The following is a 26,445-nucleotide window of genomic DNA, read 5'->3' as shown; positions in this document are numbered from 1 at the left end:
TTTATGCGAAACCTTATAGCTGCCGCGCTTTTGCTGATCAACTCCGCGAGTCCAGTCTGGGCCCAGGATGCCGTATTTTCGACCAAGTCCTTGACGCCGGAGGCCGCGTTATCCGCGGCCAGAGCCGCCATGGAAAGCTGCCGCAAGAGCGGCTTTCAGGTCGCCGTCGCAGTGGTTGACCGCGCCGGTATCACCCAGGTGCTGTTGCGCGACCGGTTTGCTGGCGCACATACCGTAGAGGTCTCAGCCAACAAGGCATGGACTGCCGTCAGCTTTCGCACCGCCACCACTGCGCTGGCGGTAGAAACCCAGGCCAGCAAACCCATGAGCGGCCTGCGCAACCAACCCAGGTTTTTGGCCGCTGGGGGTGGTATACCCATAGAAGGCGGCGGGAGTTTGCTGGGCGGCATTGGCGTATCGGGAGCGCCAGGCGGTGATGCCGACGATGCCTGCGCCAAGGCCGGCATCCAGGCGATAGCGGACGCACTGGAGTTCTGACATGCGTACGTGCATCACCCTACTGGTTGCAGGCCTCGTCGCCGTAGCGGGCTTAGCTCAGGGCGGGCCCGACATTTTTGCCGGGGCGGATCTCAAGCTGGGCGAAAAACTGATTGCCGAGCATAAATGTGTCGCTTGCCATGCAAAAAAAGTCGGCGGTGACGGTAGTGCGATCTACAAGCCAAAGGGACGCATCAACACGCCGGGTTTTCTTCGGGGCATGGTGGAGCAATGCAACACCGAGTTGAACCTGGGGATGTTCCCGGACGAGGTGACATCCGTAGCCGCCGTGTTGAACCGGGACTTCTACCACTTGAAATAACGTGGGATGTTTACACGAACTATATAATTGGTTTATTATATTTGTGTGTTCTGATATTTGCCATACCCCTGGGTGGCACTTGAGACTACAACAAGAACGAGGAGAAGACTATGCGCGATGGCACCGGTTCGGGTCGAATCCGAAAAGCGCCCGAGAATTTTTTAACCCCGGCGGGTATACAGACAGTCTTGGTCGAGGCCAAGAAAGGTCGGCGCAATTTCCTGCGCAATGCTTTCGCGGCAGCATCGGCCGCGGGCTTGGTTCCCGCCGCCATCGCGCAGGGAAACCCCGTTGTGCCGGAGGGCGGTGATCCCAACATATTGAATTTGCCAGAGCACAGCAAGGGGCTGGGGCAGAGCGTTGCATCGGATGGCGGCTACGGTAAACCATCTGGCTATGAGTCCAATGTGCAACGCCGCCAAAGCCCGGGGCTTACACAGACCACACAAGCGTCTGTATCGTTTGCGCCCTTGCAGTCCTTGTTCGGCATCGTTACGCCCAGCGGACTGCACTTTGAGCGTCACCATCAGGGCTGGTGGGACATAGACCCTTCCAAGCACCGGCTGATGATCAACGGCATGGTGAAGGCGGCAAAGGTGTTTACGCTGGACGAAATCATGCGTCTGCCATCGGTGTCGCGCTTCCACTTCATTGAGTGCGGTGCCAACACCGCCGTGGACTGGGGCAATGTTGCTGTGCCAACCGTGCAATATACCCACGGCATGATTTCCTGCAGCGAATTCACAGGCGTGCCTTTGGTCACTTTGCTGGAGCTGGCTGGCATCGACTGGAAGGCCGGAAAATTTGTGCTGGCGGAAGGAGCCGATGGTTCATCCATGACACGCACCATTCCCATGGAGCTCATCAAGTCGGGCGAGGTGTTTGTTGCCTACGGCCAAAATGGCGAAATGCTCAGGCCCGAGCAGGGTTACCCGCTACGCCTCATCGTGCCGGGCTTGCAAGGTGTGAGCTGGGTCAAGTACCTGCGGCGCATCGAGGTGGGTGACATGCCTTACGCCACCAAGGACGAAGCGATCCACTACATGGACCTGCAGCCCGACGGCCTGCACCGGCAGTACACCAGCATCCAGGAGTGCAAGAGTGTGGTCACCACGCCATCGGGCGGCCAGGTGCTGCTGAACAAGGGTTTCTACAACATCACCGGCCTGGCGTGGTCGGGGCGGGGCAAGGTCAAACGGGTAGATGTGTCGGTTGACGGTGGACGCAATTGGCGTACAGCACGCCTGGAGTCCCCAGTGATGACCAAGGCCTTGACCCGGTTCAACCTGGACTGGGTTTGGGATGGCAAGCCCACCATCATCCAAAGCCGCGCAACGGACGAAACCGGTTTTGTGCAGCCGACCTACAAACAACTGCGAGCGGTGCGTGGCACCCGGTCGATCTACCACAACAACGCGATCCAGTCTTGGCTGGTTCAGGAAAGCGGGGAGGTCAAAAATGTCCAACTCTCTTAAGCACTTTGTCATCGCACTGGTACTGACAGGTACTGGTCTGTGCGCAGCGCAGACAACCGGGAAGTACCCCGGTATTGGACGCGACGCCACAGCCAAGGAAGTAGCGGCCTGGGACATTGATGTACGCCCTGACTTCAAGGGCTTGCCAGCGGGCTCGGGTTCGGTTGCCAAGGGGCAGGATGTCTGGGAGACCAAGTGCGCCAACTGCCATGGCTTTTTTGGTGAGTCAGGTGAAGTGTTCAACCCGCTGGTGGGTGGTGTCACCAAGGCCGATATTCAATCCGGCCGCGTGGCCAACCTGCGCGACGCCGCTTACCCCAGTCGCACCACGTTCATGAAGGTGCCGACCCTTTCAACGCTGTGGGACTACATCAACCGCGCCATGCCTTGGAACGCACCCAAGACGTTGTCCACGGAAGAGGTATACGCCGTCACTGCGTTTTTGCTCAACCTCAGCGGCATTGTTCCGGACACCTTCACCCTCTCCGACAAGAACATGCAAGAGGTGCAAAGCCGCATGCCCAACCGCAACGGTATGACCACATCACACAACCTGTGGCCGGGCAAGGAGTTTAAAGGGACCGCACAGCCCGACACCCGCAACCAGGCCTGCATGAAAGACTGTGCGCCCGAGCCCAAGCTGGCCTCGGTGTTGCCGGATTTTGCGCGCAACGCCCACGGCAACCTGGCGGAGCAAAACCGCCTGGTCGGCGCACAACAAGGTGCGGACACCACCAAGCCCGAACGCAAAGGTGCAATCTCTGAACCAGCAACAGCAGTGGCAGTGGCAGTGGCCGTTGCGATGCCGCAAGCCAAGAAGCCGCCTGCGACCAACCCGGAGAATAAGGTCGCACTGGCATTGTTGGCCAAACACAGTTGCACAGCCTGCCACGGCATGGACAAAAAAATCGTCGGCCCGGCATTCACCGATATTGCTAAAAAACATCCTGGCAAAGTGGCTTATCTAGCCCAAAAGATCCAGCTCGGGGGCAGCGGCGTATGGGGATCCATTCCCATGCCAGCCCAGGGCCTGAGCGATGCAGACGCGGCCACGCTTGCCAGTTGGTTAGCCAGTGGAGCGGGAAGATAGGGAAAACGTGGATTCGGTTGACCACTTTATTTATTAGTATGGACTTAATTAAGGAGACACTCATGCAAACGCGTCGCGAGACACTCAAACACAGCGCAGTTGTTGCGGGATTGCTGGCATCTGCTGGCATGTTTCCGCAATTCGCACTGGCCTATGACAAGACGGCCTTTGATGCCAAGAACCTGGCCGACGTCCTCAAAGCGCTGGGCGCCGCAGCACCCGCCGAGAGCAAGGACGTAACCATAGGTGGGCCAGACATCGCAGAAAACGGTGCGGTGGTTCCGCTCACTGCCAGCACCACATTGGCCGGAGTGAAACAGCTGCTGGTTCTGGTGGAGAAGAACCCATCCGTGCTGGTTGCACTGTTCAACATTACCGACAGCGTGGAAGCCAATGTCGCCACACGCGCCAAGATGGGCCAGTCGTCGGACGTATACGCCGTGGCGATCATGAACGACGGGAAAACCTTTTTTGCTAAGAAGGAAGTCAAGGTCACTCTGGGTGGCTGCGGCGGCTGACGTTGTCCACGCACCACATCCACCAATTGAATATTCAGGAGAAACAAAATGGCAGATCCCATGCGCATTCGCGCCCAGGCAGCTGGCGACAAGACAACGGTACGTGTTCTCATGGCACATGAAATGGAATCCGGCCAACGCAAGGACAGCGCCGGAAACCTGGTGCCTGCATGGCATATCAGTGAGGTCAGCGCCACCCATAACGGAAAAGTGGTCATGACCGCAGATTGGGGCCCAGCAGTGTCCAAAAATCCGTTTCTGCAATTCACGATCAAAGGTTCCAAGGCTGGCGACAAGGTCGCCATCACGTGGAAAGACAACAAGGGTGACACCCGTACGGACGAAGCAACGGTGTCCTGAACGTCTGACAAAAAGGAGGCGGTATGAAGTCCATGCGACTGTTGGCATTACTGGGGCTAGCTGGCATGACAGCGAGCATGGCCCTCGCGCAAAAGACATCGGTGCAAAGCATCGAGGAGTATCGACAAATGCTGCAGGATGGTAATCCGGCAGAATTGTTTGAGGCCAAGGGTGAGTCGCTGTGGAAACAAAAGCGTGGCCCAAAAAACGCGTCTCTGGAGCAGTGTGATCTCGGCAAGGGTCCCGGCGTTGTTCAGGGCGCCTTTCTGGAGTTGCCGCGTTTTTTTCAGGACACCAAGCGCGTGCAAGACCTGGAGTCCAGACTGGTCACCTGCATGGAGTCGCTGCAGGGGTTTAATGGCGCTGACATTTCAAAAACTACCTTCGGGCGAGGTGAGCAAGCCAATGTGACTGCACTCGCTACATGGCTGGCCGCAGCCTCGAAGGATGGCAAGTTCAAGCTCCCCCAAACCCATCCCCAGGAAAAAATTGCATACGAAGTGGGTAAGCGTCTGTTCTTCCAGCGCGGAGGTACCCACGATTTTTCCTGCGCGTCGTGCCACAGCCAAGATGGCGCACGCATCCGCTTGCAGGACCTGCCCAACCTGACTAAAAATCCTGGTGACGGCGTGGGTTTTGCGGCCTGGCCCGCCTACCGCGTATCCAATGGTCAGATGTGGGGCATGCAACAGCGTTTAAACGACTGCTACCGACAGCAGCGGTTCCCCTACCCCGGGTTTGGAAGTGATGCAACGATTGCGCTGGGCGTCTACCTTGGCGTGAACAGCGATGGATCGAAGTCGGTGGCGCCTGCCATCAAACGCTAAGCCGAGAACTACCATGAAGCTTCAACACACCACCGTTGCCATTGCCGCAGTATTGGCAGCTGGCACCCTGCCCGCCTTTGCACAGAGCAAGGCTGCCGTCAAAAGCAAGCCTGACGCACGCAATGCAGGGGTTTACGACCTGCGCACCGCCGATGCGACCCGATCGTCCTTCCGCAGTGAAGCCGCGGTGTCCGTCGACCGGGTTTTGTCTATCGACGAGACCAATCGCCTGTGCAGTGCGGCAGACGTTGCTGGCAAACCGCTGGACCCGGCGACGGCAAAAATCATTGAGGCCAGCAATTACAAAACCATTCAGTGGCCGAGCGACGGCAAATTTCTAGGTGACTGGAAAGAGGGCGAGAAGATTGCCCAGAGCGGGCGCGGTCTAACCTGGACCGACGACCCCAAGTCCCCCAATGGGGGCAATTGCTACAACTGCCACAAGATGGACGTCAAGGAAATTTCCTTTGGCACCATTGGCCCCAGCCTCTACAACTTTGGCAAGCTGCGGGGTGTGACAGACCCTGCCAGCCCCGCTGCCAAGCCCATGCTGGAATACGCTTGGGGCAAGATCTGGAACAGCAAGGCCTACAACGCGTGTTCCAACATGCCGCGTGCCGGCCATATGGGCATTCTGACCCAAGCTCAGGTCCGCGACATCGTGGCGCTACTCCTGGATCCCAAGTCGCCGGTCAACCAGTAAGCCCGCGCGCTTGCGCAGGGCACACGCACACCATCGGCTCCAAAACTATGAACCTCACCAAACGCGAATTCTTCCAATTGATGGGTGCCGGCACGATGGCAGGCATGGGCCTGGGCGCCTATGCCAAAGCTGACGCTGCAACCGCGGCCAATGGGCTGTATGACATCCAGCGCTTTGGCTCCGTGTCTTTCCTGCACATGACAGATTGCCACGCCCAACTCAAGCCGATTCACTTTCGCGAGCCGAGTGTCAACCTGGGAATAGGCTCCATGCAGGGCAACCTGCCCCACCTGGTCGGGGAGCATCTGTTAAAGACCGCCAAAATCCGGCCCGGCAGTGCAGAGGCCCACGCGCTGACCTATCTGGATTTTGAGAAAGCAGCCCGTCGCTACGGTAAGGTCGGCGGCTTTGCGCATTTGGCAACGCTGGTCAAGCGGCTAAAGGCCAGTCGCCCGGGCGCTTTGTTGCTGGATGGTGGCGATACCTGGCAAGGCTCCGGTACCTCCCTGTGGACACAGGGTCAGGACATGGTGGAGGCTTGCAAGTTGCTGGGTGTCGATGTCATGACCGGACACTGGGAGTTCACCTATGGCATGGAGCGTGTCAAGGAGATTGTGGATCGGGAGTTTGCGGGCAAGATTGACTTCATCGCGCAGAACGTCAAGACCAATGACTTTGGAGACCCTGTCTTCAAACCCTATGTGATGCGTGAAATCAATGGCGTTCCCTGCGCAATCATCGGCCAGGCATTCCCCTACACCCCCATAGCCAACCCGCGCTACATGGTCGCCGACTGGGCCTTCGGTATCCAGGACGAGAACATGCAACGCATGGTCGACGAGGCGCGCGGCAAAGGTGCGCAGGTCGTGGTGGTGCTATCCCACAACGGCATGGATGTGGACCTGAAGATGGCCGGCCGGGTTAGCGGCATTGACGCCATCCTCGGTGGTCACACCCATGACGGCATGCCTGTTGCCAGCATTGTGGGTAACAAAAGTGGCAAAACCATAGTCACCAACGCCGGTTCCAACAGCAAGTTTTTGGGCGTACTCGACCTGGAAGTCAAAGACAAAAAAGTCAGCGACTGTCGTTACAAATTGCTACCCGTGTTTTCCAACGTGCTCGCCGCAGACAGGGAAATGGACGCACTGATTACCAGGGTCCGCGCTCCTTTTGAGGCCCAGCTGGCAGAAAAACTGGCTGTGACCGAAGGCACGCTGTACCGGCGTGGCAACTTTAATGGAACCGGTGACCAGCTGCTGCTGGACGCCATGATGCAGGTGCAGGGAGCGGACATCGCCTTCTCGCCAGGCTTCCGCTGGGGCACCAGCCTTTTGCCGGGCCAAGCGATCACGCGGGAATGGCTGATGGACATGACGGCCACCACCTATTCCTACGCTACCCTGACCGAAATGACAGGTGCCACCATCAAGACCGTACTGGAAGATGTGTGTGACAACCTGTTCAACCCCGACCCCTACTACCAGCAAGGCGGCGACATGGTACGTGTTGGGGGGCTCGAATACAGTTGCGCGCCGTTGGCTGCCATGGGTAAACGCATAGACAACTTGCGGCTACATGGCAAGCCCCTGGACGCAGACAAGAAATACAAGGTGGCGGGCTGGGCCCCTGTTGCCGAGGAAGCGCGGGGCGCTGGCAACAGGATGATCTGGGAAATTGCTGAACAATGGCTTAAGGCCAGTGGCGGCCGCATAGCGCAGCGCAGGCTCAATACTCCGCAATTGCAGGGCGTGTTGCCGAATCCGGGGGTAGCCTCCGCCTAGTTGACCGCGGTATTCCTACAGATTTTTCCAATGTCGGTATGTCACGTGGGATCACCGGCGGGAAAGCGACCTCCAAATGCATTTGTTAACTTTAAGGAGCCAGTTATGAAATACCTTGTCAAATTGTTTTTGATGGGTGCGATTATTCTTGCGGGCACTGGCATTGCATTTGCGCAGGACAAAGTGGTGTACCACATTGACAATGCCGAGACACAAGCAACGAAAGGCTTGCGCAATGTTCGCAACCACTTGGACGTAGCGCCCGACACCAAAATCATCGTCGTCTCGCACGCCAACGGCGTTGATTTTTTGATGGAAGGGGCCAAAGACAAAGCCAACCCCAACATCGACTATTCTGCATTAGTGAGTGACTTGAAGGCGCGAGGGGTAAAGTTTGAAGTGTGTGAAATTACGCTGAAAAATCGCAGCCTAAACAAAAATCAGTTCATTTTGGACGCTGAATTCACACCGTCTGGTGTTGCAAGAGTCGGGCAATTGCAGTCGCGCGAAAAGTTTGCGTACATCAAGCCTTGATGTTTGTACGTACTCCTCAAACCCCTGAGATTCAAGGCTCGGTATTTACCAATATTTCTGGCCAACTCAATTCACGGGGCGATTCATTGGTCCCACGAAATTACAAATGATCAACGAACGACTGACAGGCAAATTCAACCAAAGGGGCCTTTTCAAAGGTCTTGTCAGAGAATCCGTTCGATCGGGAACCATTGCATCGATCGCGATGATTCCATTTGGATTTCTATTCCAACTTCTTGGGCTTCGCGTTGGTCACTATGGGAAAAAACTACTAGAAGTATTTTTTACTGACCTTCCCGAGCTGACATTCCGCCTACTGTTGATCATCCAACATTTCGCCATCGGGTGGATATCCGCGGCCCCTTTACTCATCGTTTTAGTATTGTTAAAAAACCGACTTCCTAGATGGTCTGTTGGCGCAATTTACGGAGCTGTTTACTACGTTGCACTGAATTCCCTCGCTCTTCCACTTGCTTTCGGAGATAGAACACCTTGGCAGCTTGGGTTTTCCGTGGTGTACCCAAGTTTGATCATTCACATCGTATTTGGCATATCAATTGGACTCACGTCAAAAGGCTTTGTACATTTTTTCTCAAAATAATCGCAAAACGTTTGTTCCGAATGGCAGTCAATTCGACCATCTGTTCCAAGGCGGCTACGTGTTCAAGATTAGTAAAGACGTTAGCGACAGCGCTTCTGGTACCTTGTTACACGCAAGCGGACATGATGACCTGATTGATATTGCTATATTTTCTGGAGACTTGGTTACTGCGGGATGTCGGCAGTGCCTGTGCCGACTTCCCGGGTGGCGACGCCCACACCCTATATCGGTCCATGCATCAGCTTCCTGCCCTGCCGCCCGAAACTAGGTTGTTCGATTGCCACGATTGCCCGCCGGTTGGGAGGGAGGCTAGTGGAAAAGCGACGGTCGCGGAGCAGAGGTCGAGCAACATCCACATGCGCAACGGGATCAGCGAAGAAGAGTTCGTCGCCATGCGCGCAGCAAGGGATGCGACGCTGGAGGTACCCACCCTCATGCTGCCTTCTATTCAGGTGAATATCCGCGCCGGGCAGATTCCTCCGGCTAACGATAGCGGAGTAGCCTACCTGCGCATCCCTCTCAGCGTATTGCCAACACGGAAGTAGCCTGTGCCTAATGTTGTCCAAATCGGACCGGTCGTCCTGCCCGCGGCCCTCGTCTTCATGCTCATTGCAATGGCCGCGGCCACGTTCATTGGCAAACGGTTGGGTCGCAGGGCCAATGTCGACGTTGAAGCGATTCTGTTTCAGGCCCTCATTGTCGGCGTCGTAGTGGCGCGGCTGTGGTTCGTTCTGCATTTCAGCACGGCTTACCAAGCGTCGCCGCTTGCAATCTTGGACATCCGCGATGGCGGGTGGAGGCCAATGGCCGGGTTCGTAGCCGCCTGGGTGTACGCACTAGCACGGCAGTTCAATCGGCCCGTGCTGCGCAAACCGCTGCTTACAGCCGTATTCGTAGCTACTGCCATTTGGGGTGGCGGCATATTTGCGTTGGCTCGTCCAGACCATGAGCAGAAACTACCTACGCTGACACTAACTAGCCTGCAAGGGGCCGACGTAAGCCTTGCGCAGTTCGAGGGAAAGCCAACAGTAGTGAACATCTGGGCAACGTGGTGCCCGCCATGCGTGCGTGAAATGCCAGTCTTGTATGAGGCTCAGAAAAGGAATCCGGCAGTGAACTTCGTTTTTATCAACGAGGGAGAGTCTGCGCAGCGCGTCAGCGGTTGGCTGGTGGCACGCAATCTGCCACTCCGCAATGTACTACTGGACTCGCGGGGCCGGGCACTTGAAACGTTTAACCAGCGGGGGCTTCCAACCACGCTGTTCTTCGATGCAAAAGGTCGGCTGATAAGCACTCGGACCGGCGAGTTGTCAGCAGCAACGCTGGTTGAACAACTGCAGTCCATCAATTGACTTTAGCGGAATTCACCGCAGTACGGCGCAAGGCTCTTCCGCTGGCGCGTCGATTATTCTGGTGTATCTAGCCACCCATTCCAGTTCAATAAAGCCCAGTCTTCCCGTTACGGCTGCGCGCAAACGTTGGTGTCCATCGCACTCGTCCACAAGAGTAACTTACCGCCGGATTCGTTGGTAGCAATTGCGCGCCCAGCCTCTAGCACAATGCGCTTCAGTGCTCATGCCGGTGGTGTGCATCCGGGAAATGGTCATGCGAATGCTCCATCGGGGAGTGTCTATGCGAGTGCGTGTGTGCCATTCCATGTTCGATGGGGCCATCATGATTATGCCGATGGTGATCGTCGTGGGTGTGCAAATGCTCGTGCTCCATTTCCTCATGCGAGTGGGTATGGAGGTGCTGCTCAGTCAGGTGCAGCCAGATCCCCACTGCCATCAAAGCGCCAGCTGCAACTAAAGGCCCGGTCAGCGCATCGCCGAGCGCCACTGCTAGCATCGCGCCAAAAAAAGGCGCCACGGAGAAGTAGGCGCCGGTACGAGCAGTGCCAAGATGGCGCAGGCCGACTACGAACAGGGTCAGGCTAACCCCGTACGCGAAAAATCCGACTAACAAGGCGCCCACTAAGTTTGTCAGCGCGGGAGCACTAGTGCCGGCAATGAGGGCCAACAACAGATTTACGAAACCAGCGGTTAAGCCTTTTACGCAGGTAATCCAGGTCGCATCGGACAGAGATACTTTGCGAGTTAGATTGTTATCAATGCCCCAGGCGAAGCACGCACCTAACACCGCCAGTGCGGGCCATATCCCGGAAAAGCGCGTTTCACCTGGCCAGCTCAGCACCAAAGCCCCTGCCACAATGGCGACCATCCCCAGCGCGATGCGCTTGTCGAAATTTTCCTTAAAGGCAAACCAAGCCAAAAGGGCTGTGAATACGCCTTCGGCATTGAGTAAAAGGGAAGCGCCTGAAGCCGGCATTCCGGTCAGGCCGAACATTAACAGCACAGGTGCGACGATACCGCCCGAGACGACCGCTCCGACAAACCACGGCACTTCTTGGCGCGACAACGTAACGGACGGTGCGTTCACGAAAAATCGATATATACCCAAGCCTACGCCGGATCCCAAGTAGAGCAAACCGGCCATCAACCAAGGGTTTACCGATTCCAGCAGTAGCTTGGCTAGCGGAGTACCTGCGCCGAACAGCAAAGCAGCGCCAAGGGCTGCGGGAACGCCTTTGCGGCGCAGGCCATCGGTAAAGTTCATTCAGAAGCCCTCCATTACCAGTGAGGCATTTGCACTTACCTACTCAGCAGAAGTCTTGCCACCCATCGATTGGGCCTGCACTGCAGCGTCGCAATCGAGGACGTTAAAGTACACCGGCGTGCCGCGGCGCCACGGGCCGTAGGATGAAATAGGCACAACCGCATGGCGTGGCCGACCAAAGTGCGTGAAAGACACCACGATGAACTTGCCCTTTCGCCGATCATCATCAATTGCCTGGGGTCGGCAATCGCGAAATCGTCGATCTCCTAGCTGATCGGCCACTCCGACATCAAGTACGATGCCGTGCCGCCAGCCGCCCTGCCAGTTGTACTTGTCCTCGTAGACTGTTTGACACCCTGCGAGAAGCGCAGTGACGGCAACCAAAAGGATTCGATGAAATATGGAGTTCATCAAGTGGCCATTTGTGCACTGGTCACTTTAGGGTGAAATGCAAAGTGATAGTTTTACCAGCCTCAGTCGCAAGTGACGCTGTCAGTTTTGCGCGAGGGGTCAGCTTCAAGCCTTTTGCCTCCAACTTATTGTCGCCGGCGGGTTTGAGGTCAGCCTCGGACTTTTTCGAGCCGTTGAGCACCGTCAGCTTGCCCGACATTCCCTGGGTTGAAATAGGCTTGCTGCCGTCCTCCACATATACCGCGACGTCGTCGCCTTGTTCGACCAGTTCGAATGACAGGTCCCCCCTAATCTGCACGACACCGCCGTGCTTAGGGGCAAGGCTGATCTGTTTTGGCACTACGTCACCGTGGTCCCTATGCGCTAACGCATTGGTAGCAAAAACCGCGGCAGCGCCGAGCAGAACTGTTGTCAAAAACTTCTTCATTTCAATTTCTCCTTCAATACGGCGCACTTGAAGGCGGCGCCGCGAAAACCAGGATATGGGCTCGTATTGCTGTGCGAAGGCGCCGTCAGGGCCTTGGCCGGAACAGTTTTGTGTGGAATCCGGTCACGCTGACCTGGACCGTCACCGGCTCTTTGCCCTTGTTACGCCAGTACCAACCATGTTGCCCGGCAAACTTCGCTGTAAAGGCTCCGCCACCCTCGCGCTGCGCACCTTCGACCCAGTAGCTGGTGTACTCGTCCTTTGCGTCGGGCGCTTCGCCGTGCATGTCCACGGCGACATCAGCGCTGGCGCTCCAGCGGAAAACAATGCTCCCTCCTGCGTCGAGGGTGGCCTTTACTTCAGCGCCCTTGCCCGGGGCCAGAATCACCGACATCGTATCTGTGCGCACCGCGCCGACGTTGCGAGCCACGGCTTGCGCATCAAAACTCTGCCCTGGCTGCTGACCGAACACAGCAGCAGCCTGGGTCGCCATCGCAGCAGGTTCATTGGCGGCCGGCGGCGTGGGCGCAGGCGCTCCATTTGAGGCATCGGGGGCAACGGGGACTGCGGTGACCTGCGCGGCAGGGGTGAGCGCCAGCAAGCCCAGTCTGCTCCCCAAGCCGGTTGGGTCTACGCCGTATTCGGCCGGCAGCACAACTGTCAAAAGGATAAGCGTAGCGGCGGCAGCGGCACCGGCAGTTGCCTTGAGTAGCACGGCGGTAGAGGGGGGCGCGTTGGAAGTGTGTTGATTGCTCATGTTGGAACTCTTGTTTAGGCAATGAAGTAGCCAGTCAACTGATAGCCGATCAGCGTGAAGCCGGCCGTCATCAGCAAGGTATTGGCCGCAAAGGATTGGCGTACGAAGCCAGCGCTACGGCGCCAAAAACCCATCACGACAAGGATGACGCCGAGAGCCAGCAATTGGCCCAGTTCGACGCCCACGTTGAAGGCAAGGATGTTGGCTACCAGACCGTCGGGCGAGAGCTTGAAGTCCTGCAGCTTTGTGGCCAGACCGAAACCATGGAAGAAGCCAAAGACTAGCACCGCGACTTTCGTGTTCGGTTGCACCCCGAACCAGCGCTGGTAGGCGCCCAGGTTGTCCAGCGCCTTGTAGACCACTGACAGGCCGATGATGGCGTCAACCAAATAGGCATTCACGTGCAAACCGCCCAGCACCCCCAACAGCAGTGTCGCGCTGTGGCCGACCGCGAACAGGGTCACATACACGCCAACCTCACGCATCCGGTATAGAAAGAACACCACCCCGAACAAGAACAACAAGTGGTCATAACCGGTGACCATGTGCTTGGCACCGAGATAGATAAACAGGATCAGCTGGCGTCCGACGTTTTGCTGCAGGAATACTTGATCAGAGCCGGTGACGCCATGCGCCAATGCTGCGGAGCCGGTCAAGGCCAGCGCGAGGGCAAAGAGCCTGTGCCGCCAAGGATGCGGTGTCTTTCGGTGATGCGTGGCACTAGCCGGCCTTGTCCACCCTCTTTTGCTACGGTCAGTCATGTTCTAGTCTCCAAATCAGATGCGCATCAACCAGCAGCCGGTAGCGTGCGCGCAATGCGTCGATACGAGCCTGTGTTTCGCCCAAGGCCGCATCAACCGCCTGTCGGCGAGCCAGGAACAAGGTCTGCAAGTCGGCCTCGCCCAGGCTATAGGCGCGTTGGGTCAGCTGCGTGTTTTCGCGCCCCGCAACCAAGGCTTGCTCCGCAAAGCGCCAGCGTTCCAGGCTACCGGACGCATCGGCCAAATTGGCAGCAATTTCGCCATCTAGTTCGCGCTGCTTGCCGTCCACCGCTGCCTGTGCTACCTCAACTTGCTTTGCGGTGTCGCGTTCATGCGCGCCGCGCGCCGCGCCGCCGAGGGGCAGACTGATGCTGAAGCCCAGGATGCGCTCAGCACCTGAGCGTTCGGACGCGGTGTGCACGCCGAGGGTCGGGTCGGGAACGCGGTCTGCGCGAGAACGTGCCGCCACCTGTTCCGCCTGGCGCAGCTCTTCCTTGGCGATGCGGAGTTCGTCGCTCTCTTCGAGAATGCGTTCGCGCCATGCGGCCGGATCACCTGTTAGAGGTAGCGGCTCGCTCAATATCGGTGCCTGTAGCGCTAGACTTGGGAAATGCGCGCGCAGTTTGGCGCGCACCTTGGCCTCGTCATTGGTTGCCGTACTCAGCTGGCGTTGCACCTCCGACAGGTCGGCTTGCGCGGCGTTCTGTTCCAGTTTGGACGCATCGCCGGCCTTTCGGCGAGTCGTGGCTGCTTTCAGATTGTCCTGCGCAAAGGCCAATTGTTCGGTCCACAGCTGGCGCGTGCGGCCTGCGCTGAGCCAGTCCAGCCACAGGGCAAGCAATTCGCGGGCCGCCTCGTGGCGCGCCTCGCCATGCTTGGCATCGGCCAAACGCTGATGGATTTCCCCAAGTTGCTTGTCAATACCAGCCTTGCCGCCGATACGGAGGGAGCGCTCAAGCCCTACCGACCATTCGTTAAATTCAGCCCCCGTGGCGGACTCCCGGCGCCGTTGCGCCGACGTGCGGGCCGTCCATTCCTCGGGTCCGGCCGATATAGCAGTTGCCCGGTGCCGCGCAGCTTCGAGAGCGTGGTAGGCCTTCACGACACTAGGGTCGCTAGTGACTAACAGCTCGGCCACTTCGTTGGATGGCAGGTCCGGCGGAGCCGACTGCTGCACCATTTGTGCGTTGCAAACCGAAGCCAGCAGGACACCAGCCCAAAAAATTCCGTAGACCCTCATCATTCGATTTCTCCTTCGAGCACCAAGGCAGAAGCCCAAAAACGCAGACCGGTTCCACGGAACTCGTCGCGCAGGCGTTGCAGCAGATCCCGCATCTCCGATTCGGTGACGATGATCTGTGCTTGTGCCGAGGCGCTGCGGCCCATCACCTGTTCGACATTGCTGAGGCTGGCGTGGCTCAAACCATGGCTAAAGGCAGGCGCACTTGTAAAGACATCGGTGCCTACTGCGTCGAGCAGCAGGTCCAGCAGCTTTTCTTCGATAGAAGGGGGACTCAACAGAGTCAGACAAAACTTAGTTTCCATGCGAGGTCACCTCCTGGGTGCCAATTGGCTTTGCGTGGGCAAAGCGCAGGTAAAGAATGGGCAAGAGAATTAGCGTCAGGGCCGTAGCCGTGATCAGACCGCCAATGACGACGATAGCCAGTGGACGCTGGATTTCCGAGCCTGGTCCGGTGGCAAACAGCAGCGGGATCAGCCCGAATGCGGTAATGGAGGCAGTCATCAGCACCGGCCGCAAACGCCGTCGGGCGCCCTGTGTGACACACTCCAGCAGCGACAAGCCCTCAGCCCGCAACTGGTTGAAGTAACTGACCAGCACGACGCCGTTGAGCACTGCGATACCCAAGAGCGCAATGAAGCCGACCGAGGCCGGCACCGAAAGGTATTCGCCAGTCAGCCACAGCGCCACAATGCCGCCCACCAGCGCGAACGGGATGTTGGACAGTACCAGCAAGGCCTGACGAACCGAGCCGAAGGTGGAAAACAGCACTATGAAAATCACGCCCAGCGCCAGCGGTATCACCAGAGTCAGGCGTTCAGCAGCACGTTGCTGGTTTTCGAACTGGCCGCCCCAGCTGATGCGGTAGCCGATGGGCAGCTTGACCGCCTGCGCGACCTTGGCCTTGGCTTCTTCGACAAAGCCCACCAAGTCACGTCCGGTCACATTGGAGATCACCACGCTGTAGCGGCTGCCCATTTCACGATCTATTTTGACCGGACCGCTGGCGCGCTCCAGTCTGGCGAGTTCCTGTAACGGGACGGCTACGCCCTCGGCGCTCATGATGTTGAGTGCGGCAAACTCGGCGGGTGATAGTTTGACGCTGTCCGGACCGCGTAAGACGATGGGAATCCTGCGGTTTCCGTCGATAACTGTCCCGGCGCGCTGACCTTCAATTTGCACGCGCAAGGCATCCTGCACGTCCTCCACCGAAAGCCCGTAGCGCCCGGCTGTCAGACGGTCAACAATCACGCGCAGGTACTGCACCCCATCGTTCTCTACGGTGTAGACGTCCTGATTGCCGGGTACCTGCTTCATCAGCACTTCGATCTCGCCAGCCAGTTCGTTGAGTTTGGCAAGCTCAGGCCCAAAGACCTTTATTGCGACATCGCCGCGCACGCCGATGATCATCTCTGAAACACGCATGTCAATGGGCTGGGTGAAGCTGTAACTGATACCAGGCAACTCGTCGAGCACCTTGCGGATCTTGCCGATCAGAGCTTCCTTGTTCTCGAACTTCCACTCCGCACGTGGTTTCAGGATCAGAAAGGTATCGGTCTGGTTTAACCCCATCGGGTCTAGTCCGATTTCGTCCGATCCTGCCCGCGCCACCACGCCGGTGATTTCTGGAATGTTGCGCATCAACGCCTGGTGCACCTTCAGATCCAGCACGGCGGTTTCTTCCAGGCTCACCGAGGGCAGCTTCTCGATGCCTACGATGATGTCGCCTTCATCCATCTGCGGCATGAAGGTCTTGCCGACAAGGGTGTAGACGCCGACTGCCGCCACCAACATCAAGCCGGCGGCGATGTAGACCAGCTTCTCGCGCTTCAACGCAAAGGCCAACGCCGGCTCATACAACTTGAGTAACTTGCGCGGCAACCAGGGATCTTCGTGGCTAACTTTCTTCAGCAGGAAGGAAGACAGTACCGGGATGATGGTCAGAGATAGCAACAAGGAGCTGACCAAGGCAAACACGATGGTCATTGCCACCGGCACAAAGAACTTGCCTTCCAGGTCCTGCAAGGTCAGCAGCGGGAGGAACACCACAATGATGATGAACATGCCCGCCACCACCGGCGCCGCGACCTCGCGCACCGCGCGGAACACGACATGCAACTTGGGTAGCTTCCCTTTGCCCTTGTCATGACCCATGTGTTGGACAATGTTCTCCACCACCACTACGGCCGCATCAACCAGCATACCCAGGGCAATAGCCAAGCCGCCCAGGCTCATCAGATTCGCCGACATGCCGGCAAAACGCATGAGCAAGAACGTGGCTAAGGTCGAAAGTGGCAACACCAGGGCCACTACTACCGCAGCGCGCAGATTGCCGAGGAAGGCCCCCAGCAATACAAGTACCAACACGGTCGCTTCCATCAGGGCTTTGGACACCGTGCCGACAGCTTTGCTGACCAAGTCTGCTCGGTTGTAAAAGACCTTTACCTCAACCCCCTTGGGCAGGGTTGGCTTGATTTCATCAAGCTTCTTGGTGACCCCTTCCACCACCTTTTGTGCGTTGGCGCCAGCGAGACCCAGCACCAGACCCTGAACCGCTTCGGCTTTGCCGTCTTTCGTCACCACCCCGTAGCGGGTTACGCTTCCATTGCGCACTTCAGCCACGTCGCCGAGGCGCACTGTCATGCCTTTAGACTGTTTGACGACGACGGCGCGCAAATCATCCTGCGTGCGGATGCTGCCCTCCGTTCTGACCAACAGCACTTCATCGCCTTCACTTAGCCGGCCAGCACCGTCATTGCGATTGTTAGCCTCTATCGTGGCCTTGATCTGTGCCGAGGACAGTCCCAGCGCGGCCATTTTGACCGGATTGAGGACCACCTCGAAGCTGTGGACCTTGCCGCCCAGCGCATTCACATCGGCCACGCCCACCACCGAGCGCAGTGCCGGGCGAATGACCCAGTCGAGCAGGCTGCGGCGCTCTTCCAGCGTCATGCTTGGCGCTTCGACCGTGAACATGAACATTTCGCCTAAAGGGGTCGTTACCGGCGCCATGCCGCCGCTGATGCCGGCGGGCAGGTCGGCGCTGATGCCGGAAAGGCGTTCTGCCACCTGCTGGCGCGCCCAGTAGATATCAGTGCCATCCTGGAAGTCGATGGTCACATCAACCAAGCCATATTTCGATACCGAACGCAGGATACGTTGCTTTGGAATGCCCAGCATCTCGACCTCGATGGGAACAGCGATGCGGCTCTCAATCTCCTCAGGCGTCATCCCCGGGGCCTTCATGATGACCTTGACCTGAGTACTGGACACATCGGGGAAAGCATCAATGGGAAGGTTCTGATACGCAAGCCAGCCTGCTCCGGCGAGCAGTACCCCCGCTATCAGAACAAACAGGCGCTGCGCCAGCGCAAATTGAATCAGTCGGGTTAGCATCTCAGTTGCCCCCGCTCTTGCCTTGCCAAGCGGCTTTCAAAGCGATGACCGAAGCAATTGCGACCTGCTGGCCGACCTGCAAATCACCCTTCACGCGCAAGGCCTGCCCGCCGCTGGCGAGGATGGTGACCGGCTTGGCGACGAAGCCTTGGGCCGTGCGCACGAACACATAGGCCTTGTCACCTTGACGGGCTACCGCCTGCTGGGGCACAGCAAAACCTTCGCCGCCGGCTGCCGTTGCAGCGAACGGTAGGCTCACTTGAATAAATTCTCCGACACGCAATAACTGCGCGCCCTGGTTGACTTCGGCTCGCAGGGTGAGGGTCTGCCCGTCACTTGCAGTCGAGCCTATGCTCAGCACCGTGGCACCGATGCCATCGCGCCCGACCACATTGAGTTTGCCGCCTTTGGCAGTAGCTACTTCCACGTGACGGCTTAGCGGCACCTGCACATCAAGCCAGAGCCTGCGGGTGTCGGTGATATGCAGGAGCGCATCGGACTGTTGCACGCGCTGACCCGGTTTTGCGGTCAACTCAGCGACCAGTCCTGGTGCGCGAGCGCGCAGAGTCAAAGTATTGTCCACAGCACCGCCAGCGGCGACCCGGCGGATCGCGGCTTCATCCAACCCAGCCAAGCGCAAGGCGGCTTCAGCTTGGCGCAGGCGCGCTTGACTCTCTGCACCAACGGTCTCGGCTTCTTGCACGCGGCGTTCCGGGATGATGCCCTCCGTCAGCAACGCGCGTTCGCGCTGCAACGTCTTGGTCGCCAAGGCATTGCGGGCACCGGCCTCCATCAACTTGAGCTGCAACTCACCGAGTTCAGGGCTTTGCAGGCGCAGCAGCGGCTGGCCGGACTTGACCATGTCGTTCTCCGCCACCAACAACTGGTCAATCACACCTGCCAGCGGCGCGCTCAATACCTGCTGCTGGCGCGGCGGCAGCACTACGCGCGCCGGGTAGCTAAGGCCCGCTACCTCGCTGGTGGCCTCCAGCTTTTGCAACTGCACACCCAGCGACTGCATCTGCTCGGCCGAGACGGCGAAGTCATCGGCGGCGGAAGCGGGCAGAACCCAGACAAAGGGAAGAACGACAAGACCAGTGGCGATGCGCGCCACATACCTGGGGATGAAAATACTCACGGGAATCCTGACTGTTAACCGCGATCAGCAGGAACCAACACGCGCATAGGCGTTATGAATCACCAGAACTGATCGCACCAAGGAACTGCCCAGCCCTGTGCGTTGGGGTGGGCGCTACGGTTGGGTCAGGAGATCAGTCGAGGGGGCCGTCGAAGGCCGTCAAGGTACGGAGGCGGGCCGGCAGCTTCGGCCATCACTGCCGGTGGTGGCAGGCGATCGAAGTGGAACGCCATCACTGGAAATTGGATCAGGGCTGCAGTACCGGGGCCCGCGTCCGCAAGCATATGCGCCACGGACTCAGAGCTGTCGTCTTGGTGGGTCTCACCATCTTCCTCGTGGTGGTGTGCCAACCCGTCCCAATTCATCTCGACATGTTCGACCTGGAGAGGCTCACCACGGTCAATCGCCAACGACTGTCCGGCCATAGCGAAAGCCTGGCAGAGGAACGACAGCAACAGGATTACGGCGAGAAGCCGGCGCATAGGATGGAGGGGATTCCAATTAAATGTTGGTCGAATGATACCTGCTCATTAGTAGCGTTGCAGGCAACCGGGTTTAGCGGAAGCTAGCTGATTTGCGGCAATTTAGCTTTGCGCCTTGCTGGCATGCCCTGCAACCAAACGTATGTAGCTTCACTGCGGGGGCTAGGTTGCGCGCATCAGCCAGTAACTTCAGCCCATTCGCTCACACCCTCTCGCAGTTGCAAAGCCGTATAGCCCTGTTCATGCAGGAGGCGAACTGCATCAACTGACATCAGACAGTAAGGCCCGCGACAATAGGCAACGATGGGCTTGTCCTTGGGAAGTTCTGCCAGCCTGGTGCGCAGTTCAGGCATGGGAATCGAACGTGCAAAAGGCAGATGCCGTTGTTCAAATTCATTGGCCGGGCGCACATCCAGCACAACCACGTCGCCATCCCGCGCCTTGCGTAGAAGCACTTCACGGCTCTCGCCCTGCCACTCGTTGCTGGCATCGGACATTTGCCGAACAGCGTCTTGCAGCTCAAACAACCGGTCCTCCGCCAAGGTACGCAGCAACACCCAGAAACGCGGCACTTCCGAGCTGGCGATGCGGTAGACGACGTACTTGCCTTGGCGCTCGGTATCGACCAAGCGGGAAGCGCGCAACTCTTTCAGGTGGGCACTGGCGAGTTTGACGCTGATTCCTGCTTCACGGGCAAGCACTTCCACAGACTTGGGGGCCTGGCACAACAGCTCAATCAACTCCAAACGCTTGGGACTGGCAACCGCCTTGGCAATACGGGCGACCTGCTCGAACAGGGCATCTTTGATTTCTCGGTTGGTGCGCATAGCAAGGGCTTTCAGTCAGTAGGCGAATGCAAACAATCTTGACAGATCGGCGTCATGACATACATTCTAACATTCTTTGGTATGTTAGTTTTATGAGTTTTGTCTATGAAAGCCCTGTTCATCCTGAACGCACCAGCTTACGGCAGCGAGCAAATCTACAACGCCTTACGCCTGGCAGCGGCGCTTGCCAAACGCGAGCACAACGATGTTCGGGTCTACCTGATGGGCGATGCCGTCGTGGCGGCGAAACGCGGCCAAAAGGTGGCTGAGGGCTTCTACAACCTCGAACTGATGCTGGACAAGGTGTCGCACGGCGACACCAGCCGCATAGGCGTGTGCGGCGGTTGCATGGACGCCCGCGCGCTCCAAACGGACGAACTGGTTGCTGGCAGCCATCGCGGCACCCTGGAAGCGTTGGCGGACTGGTCGGAATGGGCTGACAAGGTTTTTGTGTTTTAAGGAGCCGAGCATGTTTTTCAAACAACGTCCCAATGACGATGCATCCATTTCCTACCTCTTCGGCTGCGGCGGGCATGGCAAGGCCATCGCAGTCGATGTGTTGGCTGGCGACGAAGCCTGGTATCTGGACCAAGCGCGCCAGCTCAACGTGGCGATCACACACGTCATCGACACCCACATCCACGCCGACCATTTGTCAGGTGGCCGCCGCTTGGCGGAACTGGCGGGCGGCGTCTATGCGCTGCACGAGAGCAACGTGGGCAAGACCGATTTTGCTTTCACTCCCCTGGCGGACAACGCGTTGTTACCGGTTGGCAATACGCAGGTTCGGGTGCTGCACACCCCCGGCCACACGGAAGACAGCATCTGTTTGCTGGTGACCGATTTGCGCCGTGGTGATGCGCCCTGGTTCGCCGTGACAGGCGACACCCTGTTTGTCGGTGCCGTGGGGCGCCCCGATCTGGCAGGGCGCGAGCAGGAAATGGCCGGCAAGTTGTGGGACAGCTTGCAAGCCAAGCTGTTGTCTCTGCCAGATGGGCTTGAGATCTACCCCGCGCACCAGGCCGGCAGCCTGTGCGGCGTGGGTTTGTCCGGCAAGCCAACCTCAACCATCGGCTTCGAGAAACGCTGGAACCCCTTGCTTGCACTGGACAGGACTGCATTCGTAGACGCGGTTGTGAAGGAGATACCACAGGAACGACCCGCCGATATGGAGCGCATCGTGGCGGCCAATCTGGGGCAGCGCGTACCCGCTTGAAAGCCAAACATGACGCATGAACTCCAATCCGGCGCCGCTGCGCACCAGGGCAGGCCTGACCAGCCATCTGGCATCCAGCTCGGCCTGCGTGAGAACCTGGCCCAATTCAGCCTGCTGATACTGGTGAATGCCTTTGTGGGGGCTATGGTGGGCATGGAACGCACCATCCTGCCGGCCATTGCCGAGCAGGAATTCAAGCTGGTGGCGCACTCCGCCATCTTGGCATTTATCGTCGTGTTCGGGATATCGAAGGCGCTGACGAACTACTTTGCGGGCCGTTATGCCGACGTGTACGGGCGAAAGGCCATTCTGGTCGTGGGTTGGCTGATTGCGGTACCTGTGCCGTTTATGCTGATGTGGGCACCATCCTGGAATTGGGTCTTGCTGGCCAATCTGTTCCTGGGTGTCAGCCAAGGCCTGACCTGGTCCATCACGGTCATCATGAAGATTGACTTGGCAGGTCCCAAGAATCGTGGCCTGGCCATGGGAATCAACGAGTTTTCGGGTTACTTTGCAGTGGCGCTGGCTGCATTGGCAACTGGATGGGTGGCGGCTCAGTATGGTTTGCGACCGCAGCCGTTTTACCTCGGCGTGGTGTTTGTCGTTGCGGGATTGCTGCTGTCGGTATTGCTGGTGCGCGAGACGCACCAGCACGCCAAGCATGAGGCCGCACACCACCCCATCGGTGAATTCGTTGCCAAACCTTCGCAGAAGGAAATCTTCATCCAAACCAGTTGGCGCGACCCCAACCTGTCGTCGATCAGCCAAGCCGGACTGGTCAACAACCTCAACGACGGTATGGCATGGGGCCTGTTCCCCTTGGTGTTTGCCGCGGCGGGTCTGAGCCTGACCCAGATCGGCTGGCTTGCAGCCATTTATCCGGCTGTGTGGGGTGCTTGCCAACTGGTGACTGGGGCGCTGTCTGACCGCATCGGTCGCAAGGGCCTGATCGTAGCGGGGATGTGGGTCCAAGCCGGCGGCATCGCAGCGGTCATTGCCAGTAGCGCCTTCGGCGGCTTCGCGGCGGGCGCCGCGTTGCTGGGACTGGGTACGGCCATGGTTTATCCCACGCTGTTGGCTGCGATTAGCGACGTGGCCAATCCAGCATGGCGTGCCTCCATTGTTGGGGTGTATCGGCTGTGGCGAGATCTGGGCTATGCCATAGGAGCTTTGCTGTCTGGGCTCGTCGCCGACCTGTTTGGTGTTGCTAGCGCCATGTGGCTGGTCGCCGGCCTCACGTTTTTATCGGGGGTGATTGCGGCGCTGCGCATGCTTGAAACGCACCGCCGTGCGGCATGAGGCGTCAGGACACAATAATTCAACACCATGTATCACGGAAGAATTAGGAAATGACCTTTAGCAATGGTGGATTGATTTATCTTGATTACAACGCCACTACCCCAGTGGCAGCGGAAGTGATCGAGGCGATGCAGCCGTACTGGCGCGGGATCTACGGCAATCCATCCTCTTCCCATCGCCAGGGCCTGCGGGGGGGGGTTCAAGTTGGAGCAGTAAGTACTGCCGGGGACAGGTCAGTTCTGCCCGCTCAGCTCTATGTGCGGGCAGGTACCTTAAACCATAGTTCACGCAGTGTCAGATTATCAGCCCCTATCCCAAGTGAACACGACGGGTATCTTTTTCCCTCCTTCGTGACAAACACGTCGATTTTGTGAGCCGGGTAGTCGGGATGATGGGCTGTATACACCGCGTCGAGGGCTCTAGCCGCCAGCCGCCTGCACCGTTCATATGGTCTGGGGTGCACATTTGTACTGACTCGAACGATCTTGCGCCATTTGCGTTTGATTGAAGCAAATTTTCTACTGAACCAATCCCATACGTAAGTATGGTCCGGCTATGCGGGAGCTCGTCATCTACCTCCGTATACGAATTGGTGGATGTTTCTGTGAAGGACACAAGAAACCACGGCCGACTAAGCACCAATTCGACTGAGACCCAATGTGTTTCCTCCATCTGCTCGAACTGGGGCGTGAGCGGTGATCGATGTGCTTCGACGGTTGCAAACATGGCGGCAAAATGAACAGTATACATTGTAGCTGTATACGGCGCATTCGAGATTAATCGGTGCGCATGACACGCGCAATACAAACTACAAACGATTTTCCTGGCGCAATGAAGATCGCAAGAAAATCGAGGCGATTGAGCCAAGAGTCTTTCGCTTTGGTTTCAAGCCGGACGTACGTCGGGAGCCTCGAGCGGGGCTTGTACTCGCCCACGCTGAATAAGTTGGACGAGTTGGCCGCATACATGGATATGCACCCACTTGCCCTCATTGCGCTAGCCTACCTGCCAGAGCCAACCATTGGGAATATGGAGTTCCTGTTGGAACGGGTGAAAAAGGATCTTGCGCTCATAGTCGTTAAGAGGTAGTTGACCTCTGTTCTGAAGGCTTACGTGAAAGTCCCCCTTAGTAAATCAGAGGGAACGCGGGCTATTCATTTCTAGCTGCGAGACGAGAAAGCACCGCCGATCTGCTTTGCGCGCTTCATATCGTCCCCGTGCAAATAAATCGATGTGGTCGAGATAGATGCGTGCCTCAGATTGTCACGTACAGTATTGAGTTCTGCGCCTTTCGCGAGCGCATGCGTGGCATGGGTATGGCGCATCCAGTGTGGAGAAGCTCGGCGCAACTTTTCCGCCAAAGCAGGAAGCTCACCCTGAACTTGGTCCGCGGCCGCGGTGAAAAATCGTCGCATCACACTCCACAGCCTCGCTGCAGTGATCCCACTTGGGCCTTCCGTTTCGAGAGAGCAAATTAATGGAGTGCCTGGTATCCACAATGTTGGAGATGTTGGAAGTCGCCTCTGCATCAGATACTGGTTCAGCGCTTGTTGGGCCAAAGGAGGCAGCGCCACCTTCCCGATACTGTGCCCCTTTCCGATTAGATGCAACCACTGGTCGCTGTGCGCATCGGGTTTAATAGAACTGAGCGTTACACCGACAAGCTCAGAAGCCCGTAATCCCGTGGAGTACGAGAGGTCCAATATGAACCGCAGCCTTCTAGCAGCGGATTCGGTCCACCCGCACTGCCATTTGAGCCCATCAGCAATGGTCCGCACGATCGCCCACTCACCGTCGGTAAACGCGTTCCCCGTGTCAATACCTTTGCCGCCATTGGCACCCCGCACCTTGAGACCGGCAAACGGGTTGGTTAGCAGATAACCCTGCTCCATCAACCAACGGTGCAAACTGCCGAGAACTACTATTGAGTAAGAAATTGAGCGAGGCGACAGTGGCCCGACAAAGGGCTTCCATTCCGGTGAAGAGCGCGATTGGGCACTCCCTACCCACCGCTTTACGGGAGTAGGTTTTCTTAAAAATGCACGGTAGGCGACGGCATCTTCAAGTGTCAAAGAAGACATTGCGCGCCCTCGCTCCAGAATCGCCCAAAGGATTAGGCGCTCCGCTTCCTTCCTATAGGAGCGAAACGTGGCTGGCGACTCCTGCAGCGAGAGCCACGCTTGAACAGCCATGTAGTCATCATCTGCGTCAAGCGTGCAGGTGCGTTTCGGCCCTCGGAAAGTTCCCTGTGTTCCATCGACGTGTGCGGGCAGACTTAATATTTCCCATGGCAACACATCTTTTGGGCCATCGATCGAGATCAGGGCTTGCGCTCGTGTTGTCAACTCGGGATGTTCCGCGAAGAACGCTTCCACAGAGCGGGCGCCAGTTGCACCTAGGCCGCCAACGGAAACCCACCATCGACGCCGCCTAGGTACTCTGATAGTCAGCTCGGCTAGCGTTCGTATCCCATGAGCATGCAGTGCTTTGGCGATTCGAGGCGCGAGCCACCGGTCTACATCGTCACCGATAAGTGGACTGACAGGAGGCAGGGTTTGCAGAAGGCCGATGGCCTGAATGGCCGCCCGGGCGCGCTCGGCTCGCCGGGAATCCGGATGATCCAGGAGCCTTGCCAAGTCATCTTGCTTTCGGATTCGGGCGAAATCTCTCAACTTCCGACGGATGGCTCCAACAATCCGCGCGACGATTCACCATCCGCACGCCTTGGGCTCAAATATCGCTCAACCGCAACATGGCAATCCAGACCTTCGTACCAAGCGCGCAGCGCTGCAATCTCTGCGGGATCTGGTAGTCCTGACTGAGTACCAGGGATACAGGAGAGAGCTAAGTGACCGCTATTTTTCACAATGAATCGCCCCGGGTTTCGTGGAGGCCAGTTAGTTAAAGTGAAACCGGGGTTTCGGTCTTCTCGGCGAGTTGCCGATAGTAGTTTGCCTCAGCCTCGGCCGGTGGAATATACCCAATCGGCTCCAGCAGTCGGTGGTGGTTGAACCAGGACACCCATTCCAGGGTGGCTAGTTCCAGCGACTCCTTCGTTTTCCAGGGAGCACGGCGGTGGATCAATTCGGTTTTGTACAACCCGTTGATCGTCTCAGCCAGGGCGTTGTCGTAGCTGTCACCACGGCTACCAACCGAAGGTTCT

At 57.9% G+C, this 26,445-nt stretch carries 30 protein-coding genes and 1 pseudogene; 18 read left to right on the top strand and 13 right to left on the bottom strand.

Features of this window, described 5'->3' with window-relative positions:
- The first annotated feature begins 3 nt into the window (after positions 1-3).
- The 13 genes from AC097P_RS06105 to AC097P_RS06045 all read left to right on the top strand — a co-directional run bounded on the left by AC097P_RS06105 (position 4) and on the right by AC097P_RS06045 (position 10,064).
- A complete protein-coding gene (locus AC097P_RS06105) occupies positions 4-498 on the top strand; it encodes a GlcG/HbpS family heme-binding protein (protein WP_479609504.1) in 495 nt (164 codons plus the stop codon).
- A 1-nt stretch (position 499) separates the two neighbouring features.
- A complete protein-coding gene (locus AC097P_RS06100; protein ID WP_479609503.1) occupies positions 500-820 on the top strand; it encodes a hypothetical protein in 321 nt (106 codons plus the stop codon).
- Positions 821-930: 110 nt separating this feature from the next.
- Positions 931-2,295: a sulfite dehydrogenase gene (gene soxC, locus AC097P_RS06095; RefSeq protein WP_479609502.1), complete on the top strand. Its 1,365-nt coding sequence runs from the start codon at positions 931-933 to the stop codon at positions 2,293-2,295.
- Complete coding sequence (locus tag AC097P_RS06090; protein WP_479609501.1) at positions 2,279-3,385, top strand: c-type cytochrome; 1,107 nt, start codon at positions 2,279-2,281, stop codon at positions 3,383-3,385. Before soxC ends, AC097P_RS06090 begins: the two co-directional genes overlap by 17 nt.
- Positions 3,386-3,447: 62 nt before the next feature.
- A complete protein-coding gene (gene soxY / locus AC097P_RS06085; RefSeq protein WP_479609500.1) occupies positions 3,448-3,903 on the top strand; it encodes a thiosulfate oxidation carrier protein SoxY in 456 nt (151 codons plus the stop codon).
- Between the two features lie 48 nt (positions 3,904-3,951).
- Positions 3,952-4,263 (top strand): thiosulfate oxidation carrier complex protein SoxZ, encoded by a 312-nt coding sequence (soxZ, locus tag AC097P_RS06080; RefSeq protein ID WP_479609499.1) that lies wholly within the window; start codon positions 3,952-3,954, stop codon positions 4,261-4,263.
- Between the two features lie 23 nt (positions 4,264-4,286).
- Positions 4,287-5,090, top strand: a complete 804-nt coding sequence (gene soxA, locus AC097P_RS06075) for a sulfur oxidation c-type cytochrome SoxA (RefSeq protein WP_479609498.1) — start codon at positions 4,287-4,289, stop codon at positions 5,088-5,090.
- A gap of 13 nt (positions 5,091-5,103) precedes the next feature.
- Positions 5,104-5,793: a sulfur oxidation c-type cytochrome SoxX gene (gene soxX, locus AC097P_RS06070; protein ID WP_479609497.1), complete on the top strand. Its 690-nt coding sequence runs from the start codon at positions 5,104-5,106 to the stop codon at positions 5,791-5,793.
- A 47-nt stretch (positions 5,794-5,840) separates the two neighbouring features.
- Entirely contained in the window at positions 5,841-7,577 is a 1,737-nt protein-coding gene (gene soxB, locus AC097P_RS06065; RefSeq protein WP_479609496.1) for a thiosulfohydrolase SoxB, read from the top strand.
- Positions 7,578-7,682: 105 nt separating this feature from the next.
- Positions 7,683-8,111, top strand: coding sequence for a DsrE family protein (locus tag AC097P_RS06060; protein ID WP_479609495.1), 429 nt, complete (start codon positions 7,683-7,685; stop codon positions 8,109-8,111).
- A 106-nt stretch (positions 8,112-8,217) separates the two neighbouring features.
- Positions 8,218-8,712 carry a hypothetical protein gene (locus AC097P_RS06055; RefSeq protein WP_479609494.1) on the top strand — a complete coding sequence of 165 codons (495 nt, stop codon included), beginning with the start codon at positions 8,218-8,220 and terminating at the stop codon, positions 8,710-8,712.
- A 356-nt stretch (positions 8,713-9,068) separates the two neighbouring features.
- Entirely contained in the window at positions 9,069-9,257 is a 189-nt protein-coding gene (locus AC097P_RS06050) for a hypothetical protein (RefSeq protein WP_479609493.1), read from the top strand.
- 3 nt (positions 9,258-9,260) lie between these two features.
- Positions 9,261-10,064, top strand: coding sequence for a prolipoprotein diacylglyceryl transferase family protein (locus AC097P_RS06045; protein WP_479609492.1), 804 nt, complete (start codon positions 9,261-9,263; stop codon positions 10,062-10,064).
- Between the two features lie 214 nt (positions 10,065-10,278).
- Here AC097P_RS06045 and AC097P_RS06040 read toward each other — a convergent pair whose 3' ends face one another.
- The 11 genes from AC097P_RS06040 to AC097P_RS05990 all read right to left on the bottom strand — a co-directional run bounded on the left by AC097P_RS06040 (position 10,279) and on the right by AC097P_RS05990 (position 20,767).
- The gene (locus AC097P_RS06040) at positions 10,279-11,328 is read right to left on the bottom strand and encodes a DMT family transporter (protein ID WP_479609491.1); all 1,050 of its coding nucleotides are present in this window, start codon (positions 11,326-11,328) and stop codon (positions 10,279-10,281) included.
- Between the two features lie 39 nt (positions 11,329-11,367).
- A complete protein-coding gene (locus tag AC097P_RS06035) occupies positions 11,368-11,739 on the bottom strand; it encodes a hypothetical protein (protein ID WP_479609490.1) in 372 nt (123 codons plus the stop codon).
- Positions 11,740-11,761: 22 nt separating this feature from the next.
- Positions 11,762-12,166 (bottom strand): hypothetical protein, encoded by a 405-nt coding sequence (locus AC097P_RS06030; RefSeq protein WP_479609489.1) that lies wholly within the window; start codon positions 12,164-12,166, stop codon positions 11,762-11,764.
- Between the two features lie 85 nt (positions 12,167-12,251).
- A complete protein-coding gene (locus AC097P_RS06025; RefSeq protein ID WP_479609488.1) occupies positions 12,252-12,923 on the bottom strand; it encodes a hypothetical protein in 672 nt (223 codons plus the stop codon).
- 14 nt (positions 12,924-12,937) lie between these two features.
- Positions 12,938-13,684 carry a HupE/UreJ family protein gene (locus AC097P_RS06020; RefSeq protein WP_479609487.1) on the bottom strand — a complete coding sequence of 249 codons (747 nt, stop codon included), beginning with the start codon at positions 13,682-13,684 and terminating at the stop codon, positions 12,938-12,940.
- Positions 13,677-14,924, bottom strand: a complete 1,248-nt coding sequence (locus AC097P_RS06015; RefSeq protein WP_479609486.1) for a TolC family protein — start codon at positions 14,922-14,924, stop codon at positions 13,677-13,679. Before AC097P_RS06015 ends, AC097P_RS06020 begins: the two co-directional genes overlap by 8 nt.
- On the bottom strand, positions 14,924-15,229 hold the full coding sequence (locus AC097P_RS06010) for a DUF3240 family protein (RefSeq protein ID WP_479609485.1): 306 nt from the start codon (positions 15,227-15,229) through the stop codon (positions 14,924-14,926). The genes AC097P_RS06015 and AC097P_RS06010 overlap by 1 nt, the downstream gene beginning before the upstream one ends.
- On the bottom strand, positions 15,219-18,320 hold the full coding sequence (locus tag AC097P_RS06005; protein ID WP_479609484.1) for an efflux RND transporter permease subunit: 3,102 nt from the start codon (positions 18,318-18,320) through the stop codon (positions 15,219-15,221). Before AC097P_RS06005 ends, AC097P_RS06010 begins: the two co-directional genes overlap by 11 nt.
- A 1-nt stretch (position 18,321) precedes the next feature.
- Entirely contained in the window at positions 18,322-19,458 is a 1,137-nt protein-coding gene (locus AC097P_RS06000; protein ID WP_479609483.1) for an efflux RND transporter periplasmic adaptor subunit, read from the bottom strand.
- 125 nt (positions 19,459-19,583) lie between these two features.
- On the bottom strand, positions 19,584-19,883 hold the full coding sequence (locus tag AC097P_RS05995) for a hypothetical protein (RefSeq protein ID WP_479609482.1): 300 nt from the start codon (positions 19,881-19,883) through the stop codon (positions 19,584-19,586).
- A 233-nt stretch (positions 19,884-20,116) separates the two neighbouring features.
- Positions 20,117-20,767 carry an ArsR/SmtB family transcription factor gene (locus tag AC097P_RS05990; RefSeq protein ID WP_479609481.1) on the bottom strand — a complete coding sequence of 217 codons (651 nt, stop codon included), beginning with the start codon at positions 20,765-20,767 and terminating at the stop codon, positions 20,117-20,119.
- A gap of 105 nt (positions 20,768-20,872) precedes the next feature.
- Here AC097P_RS05990 and AC097P_RS05985 point away from each other — a divergent pair, with 105 nt between their 5' ends.
- From AC097P_RS05985 to AC097P_RS05965, 5 genes are all read left to right on the top strand, one after another.
- Positions 20,873-21,226: a DsrE/DsrF/TusD sulfur relay family protein gene (locus AC097P_RS05985; protein WP_479609480.1), complete on the top strand. Its 354-nt coding sequence runs from the start codon at positions 20,873-20,875 to the stop codon at positions 21,224-21,226.
- 10 nt (positions 21,227-21,236) lie between these two features.
- Positions 21,237-21,983, top strand: a complete 747-nt coding sequence (locus tag AC097P_RS05980) for an MBL fold metallo-hydrolase (protein WP_479609479.1) — start codon at positions 21,237-21,239, stop codon at positions 21,981-21,983.
- 9 nt (positions 21,984-21,992) lie between these two features.
- Positions 21,993-23,282 carry an MFS transporter gene (locus tag AC097P_RS05975; protein ID WP_479609478.1) on the top strand — a complete coding sequence of 430 codons (1,290 nt, stop codon included), beginning with the start codon at positions 21,993-21,995 and terminating at the stop codon, positions 23,280-23,282.
- A 50-nt stretch (positions 23,283-23,332) separates the two neighbouring features.
- Positions 23,333-23,656, top strand: a complete 324-nt coding sequence (locus AC097P_RS05970) for an aminotransferase class V-fold PLP-dependent enzyme (RefSeq protein WP_479609477.1) — start codon at positions 23,333-23,335, stop codon at positions 23,654-23,656.
- Positions 23,657-24,071: 415 nt separating this feature from the next.
- On the top strand, positions 24,072-24,371 hold the full coding sequence (locus tag AC097P_RS05965; protein WP_479609476.1) for a helix-turn-helix domain-containing protein: 300 nt from the start codon (positions 24,072-24,074) through the stop codon (positions 24,369-24,371).
- 71 nt (positions 24,372-24,442) lie between these two features.
- Here the strand turns inward: AC097P_RS05965 and AC097P_RS05960 are convergent.
- Both AC097P_RS05960 and AC097P_RS05955 read right to left on the bottom strand, forming a co-directional pair.
- A pseudogene (locus tag AC097P_RS05960) lies at positions 24,443-26,115 on the bottom strand (phage integrase family protein).
- Between the two features lie 68 nt (positions 26,116-26,183).
- Positions 26,184-26,445 (bottom strand): integrase core domain-containing protein (locus AC097P_RS05955; protein ID WP_479609475.1); only part of this gene is annotated, 262 nt, incomplete at its 5' end.

This window comes from Rhodoferax sp. ZS1R8 (assembly GCF_056521325.1).
The sequence above is the reverse complement of the archived record's forward strand: the minus strand, read 5'-3'. Positions and strand labels throughout refer to the sequence as shown.

Bases quoted from the DNA above. Each gene is read 5' to 3' on its own strand.
- soxY (WP_479609500.1), top strand. From the start codon at position 3,448: ATGCAAACGCGTCGCGAGACACTCAAACACAGCGCAGTTGTTGCGGGA.
- AC097P_RS06015 (WP_479609486.1), bottom strand. From the start codon at position 14,924: ATGAGGGTCTACGGAATTTTTTGGGCTGGTGTCCTGCTGGCTTCGGTT.
- soxC (WP_479609502.1), top strand. From the start codon at position 931: ATGCGCGATGGCACCGGTTCGGGTCGAATCCGAAAAGCGCCCGAGAAT.
- soxB (WP_479609496.1), top strand. From the start codon at position 5,841: ATGAACCTCACCAAACGCGAATTCTTCCAATTGATGGGTGCCGGCACG.
- AC097P_RS06020 (WP_479609487.1), bottom strand. From the start codon at position 13,684: ATGACTGACCGTAGCAAAAGAGGGTGGACAAGGCCGGCTAGTGCCACG.
- AC097P_RS06105 (WP_479609504.1), top strand. From the start codon at position 4: ATGCGAAACCTTATAGCTGCCGCGCTTTTGCTGATCAACTCCGCGAGT.
- AC097P_RS06090 (WP_479609501.1), top strand. From the start codon at position 2,279: ATGTCCAACTCTCTTAAGCACTTTGTCATCGCACTGGTACTGACAGGT.
- AC097P_RS06025 (WP_479609488.1), bottom strand. From the start codon at position 12,923: ATGAGCAATCAACACACTTCCAACGCGCCCCCCTCTACCGCCGTGCTA.
- AC097P_RS05985 (WP_479609480.1), top strand. From the start codon at position 20,873: ATGAAAGCCCTGTTCATCCTGAACGCACCAGCTTACGGCAGCGAGCAA.
- AC097P_RS06055 (WP_479609494.1), top strand. From the start codon at position 8,218: ATGATCAACGAACGACTGACAGGCAAATTCAACCAAAGGGGCCTTTTC.
- AC097P_RS06060 (WP_479609495.1), top strand. From the start codon at position 7,683: ATGAAATACCTTGTCAAATTGTTTTTGATGGGTGCGATTATTCTTGCG.
- AC097P_RS05970 (WP_479609477.1), top strand. From the start codon at position 23,333: ATGACCTTTAGCAATGGTGGATTGATTTATCTTGATTACAACGCCACT.
- soxX (WP_479609497.1), top strand. From the start codon at position 5,104: ATGAAGCTTCAACACACCACCGTTGCCATTGCCGCAGTATTGGCAGCT.
- AC097P_RS05975 (WP_479609478.1), top strand. From the start codon at position 21,993: ATGACGCATGAACTCCAATCCGGCGCCGCTGCGCACCAGGGCAGGCCT.
- AC097P_RS06035 (WP_479609490.1), bottom strand. From the start codon at position 11,739: ATGAACTCCATATTTCATCGAATCCTTTTGGTTGCCGTCACTGCGCTT.
- soxZ (WP_479609499.1), top strand. From the start codon at position 3,952: ATGGCAGATCCCATGCGCATTCGCGCCCAGGCAGCTGGCGACAAGACA.
- soxA (WP_479609498.1), top strand. From the start codon at position 4,287: ATGAAGTCCATGCGACTGTTGGCATTACTGGGGCTAGCTGGCATGACA.
- AC097P_RS06100 (WP_479609503.1), top strand. From the start codon at position 500: ATGCGTACGTGCATCACCCTACTGGTTGCAGGCCTCGTCGCCGTAGCG.
- AC097P_RS05965 (WP_479609476.1), top strand. From the start codon at position 24,072: ATGACACGCGCAATACAAACTACAAACGATTTTCCTGGCGCAATGAAG.
- AC097P_RS06030 (WP_479609489.1), bottom strand. From the start codon at position 12,166: ATGAAGAAGTTTTTGACAACAGTTCTGCTCGGCGCTGCCGCGGTTTTT.
- AC097P_RS05980 (WP_479609479.1), top strand. From the start codon at position 21,237: ATGTTTTTCAAACAACGTCCCAATGACGATGCATCCATTTCCTACCTC.
- AC097P_RS05990 (WP_479609481.1), bottom strand. From the start codon at position 20,767: ATGCGCACCAACCGAGAAATCAAAGATGCCCTGTTCGAGCAGGTCGCC.
- AC097P_RS06040 (WP_479609491.1), bottom strand. From the start codon at position 11,328: ATGAACTTTACCGATGGCCTGCGCCGCAAAGGCGTTCCCGCAGCCCTT.
- AC097P_RS06050 (WP_479609493.1), top strand. From the start codon at position 9,069: ATGCGCAACGGGATCAGCGAAGAAGAGTTCGTCGCCATGCGCGCAGCA.
- AC097P_RS05995 (WP_479609482.1), bottom strand. From the start codon at position 19,883: ATGGCCGGACAGTCGTTGGCGATTGACCGTGGTGAGCCTCTCCAGGTC.
- AC097P_RS06010 (WP_479609485.1), bottom strand. From the start codon at position 15,229: ATGGAAACTAAGTTTTGTCTGACTCTGTTGAGTCCCCCTTCTATCGAA.
- AC097P_RS06005 (WP_479609484.1), bottom strand. From the start codon at position 18,320: ATGCTAACCCGACTGATTCAATTTGCGCTGGCGCAGCGCCTGTTTGTT.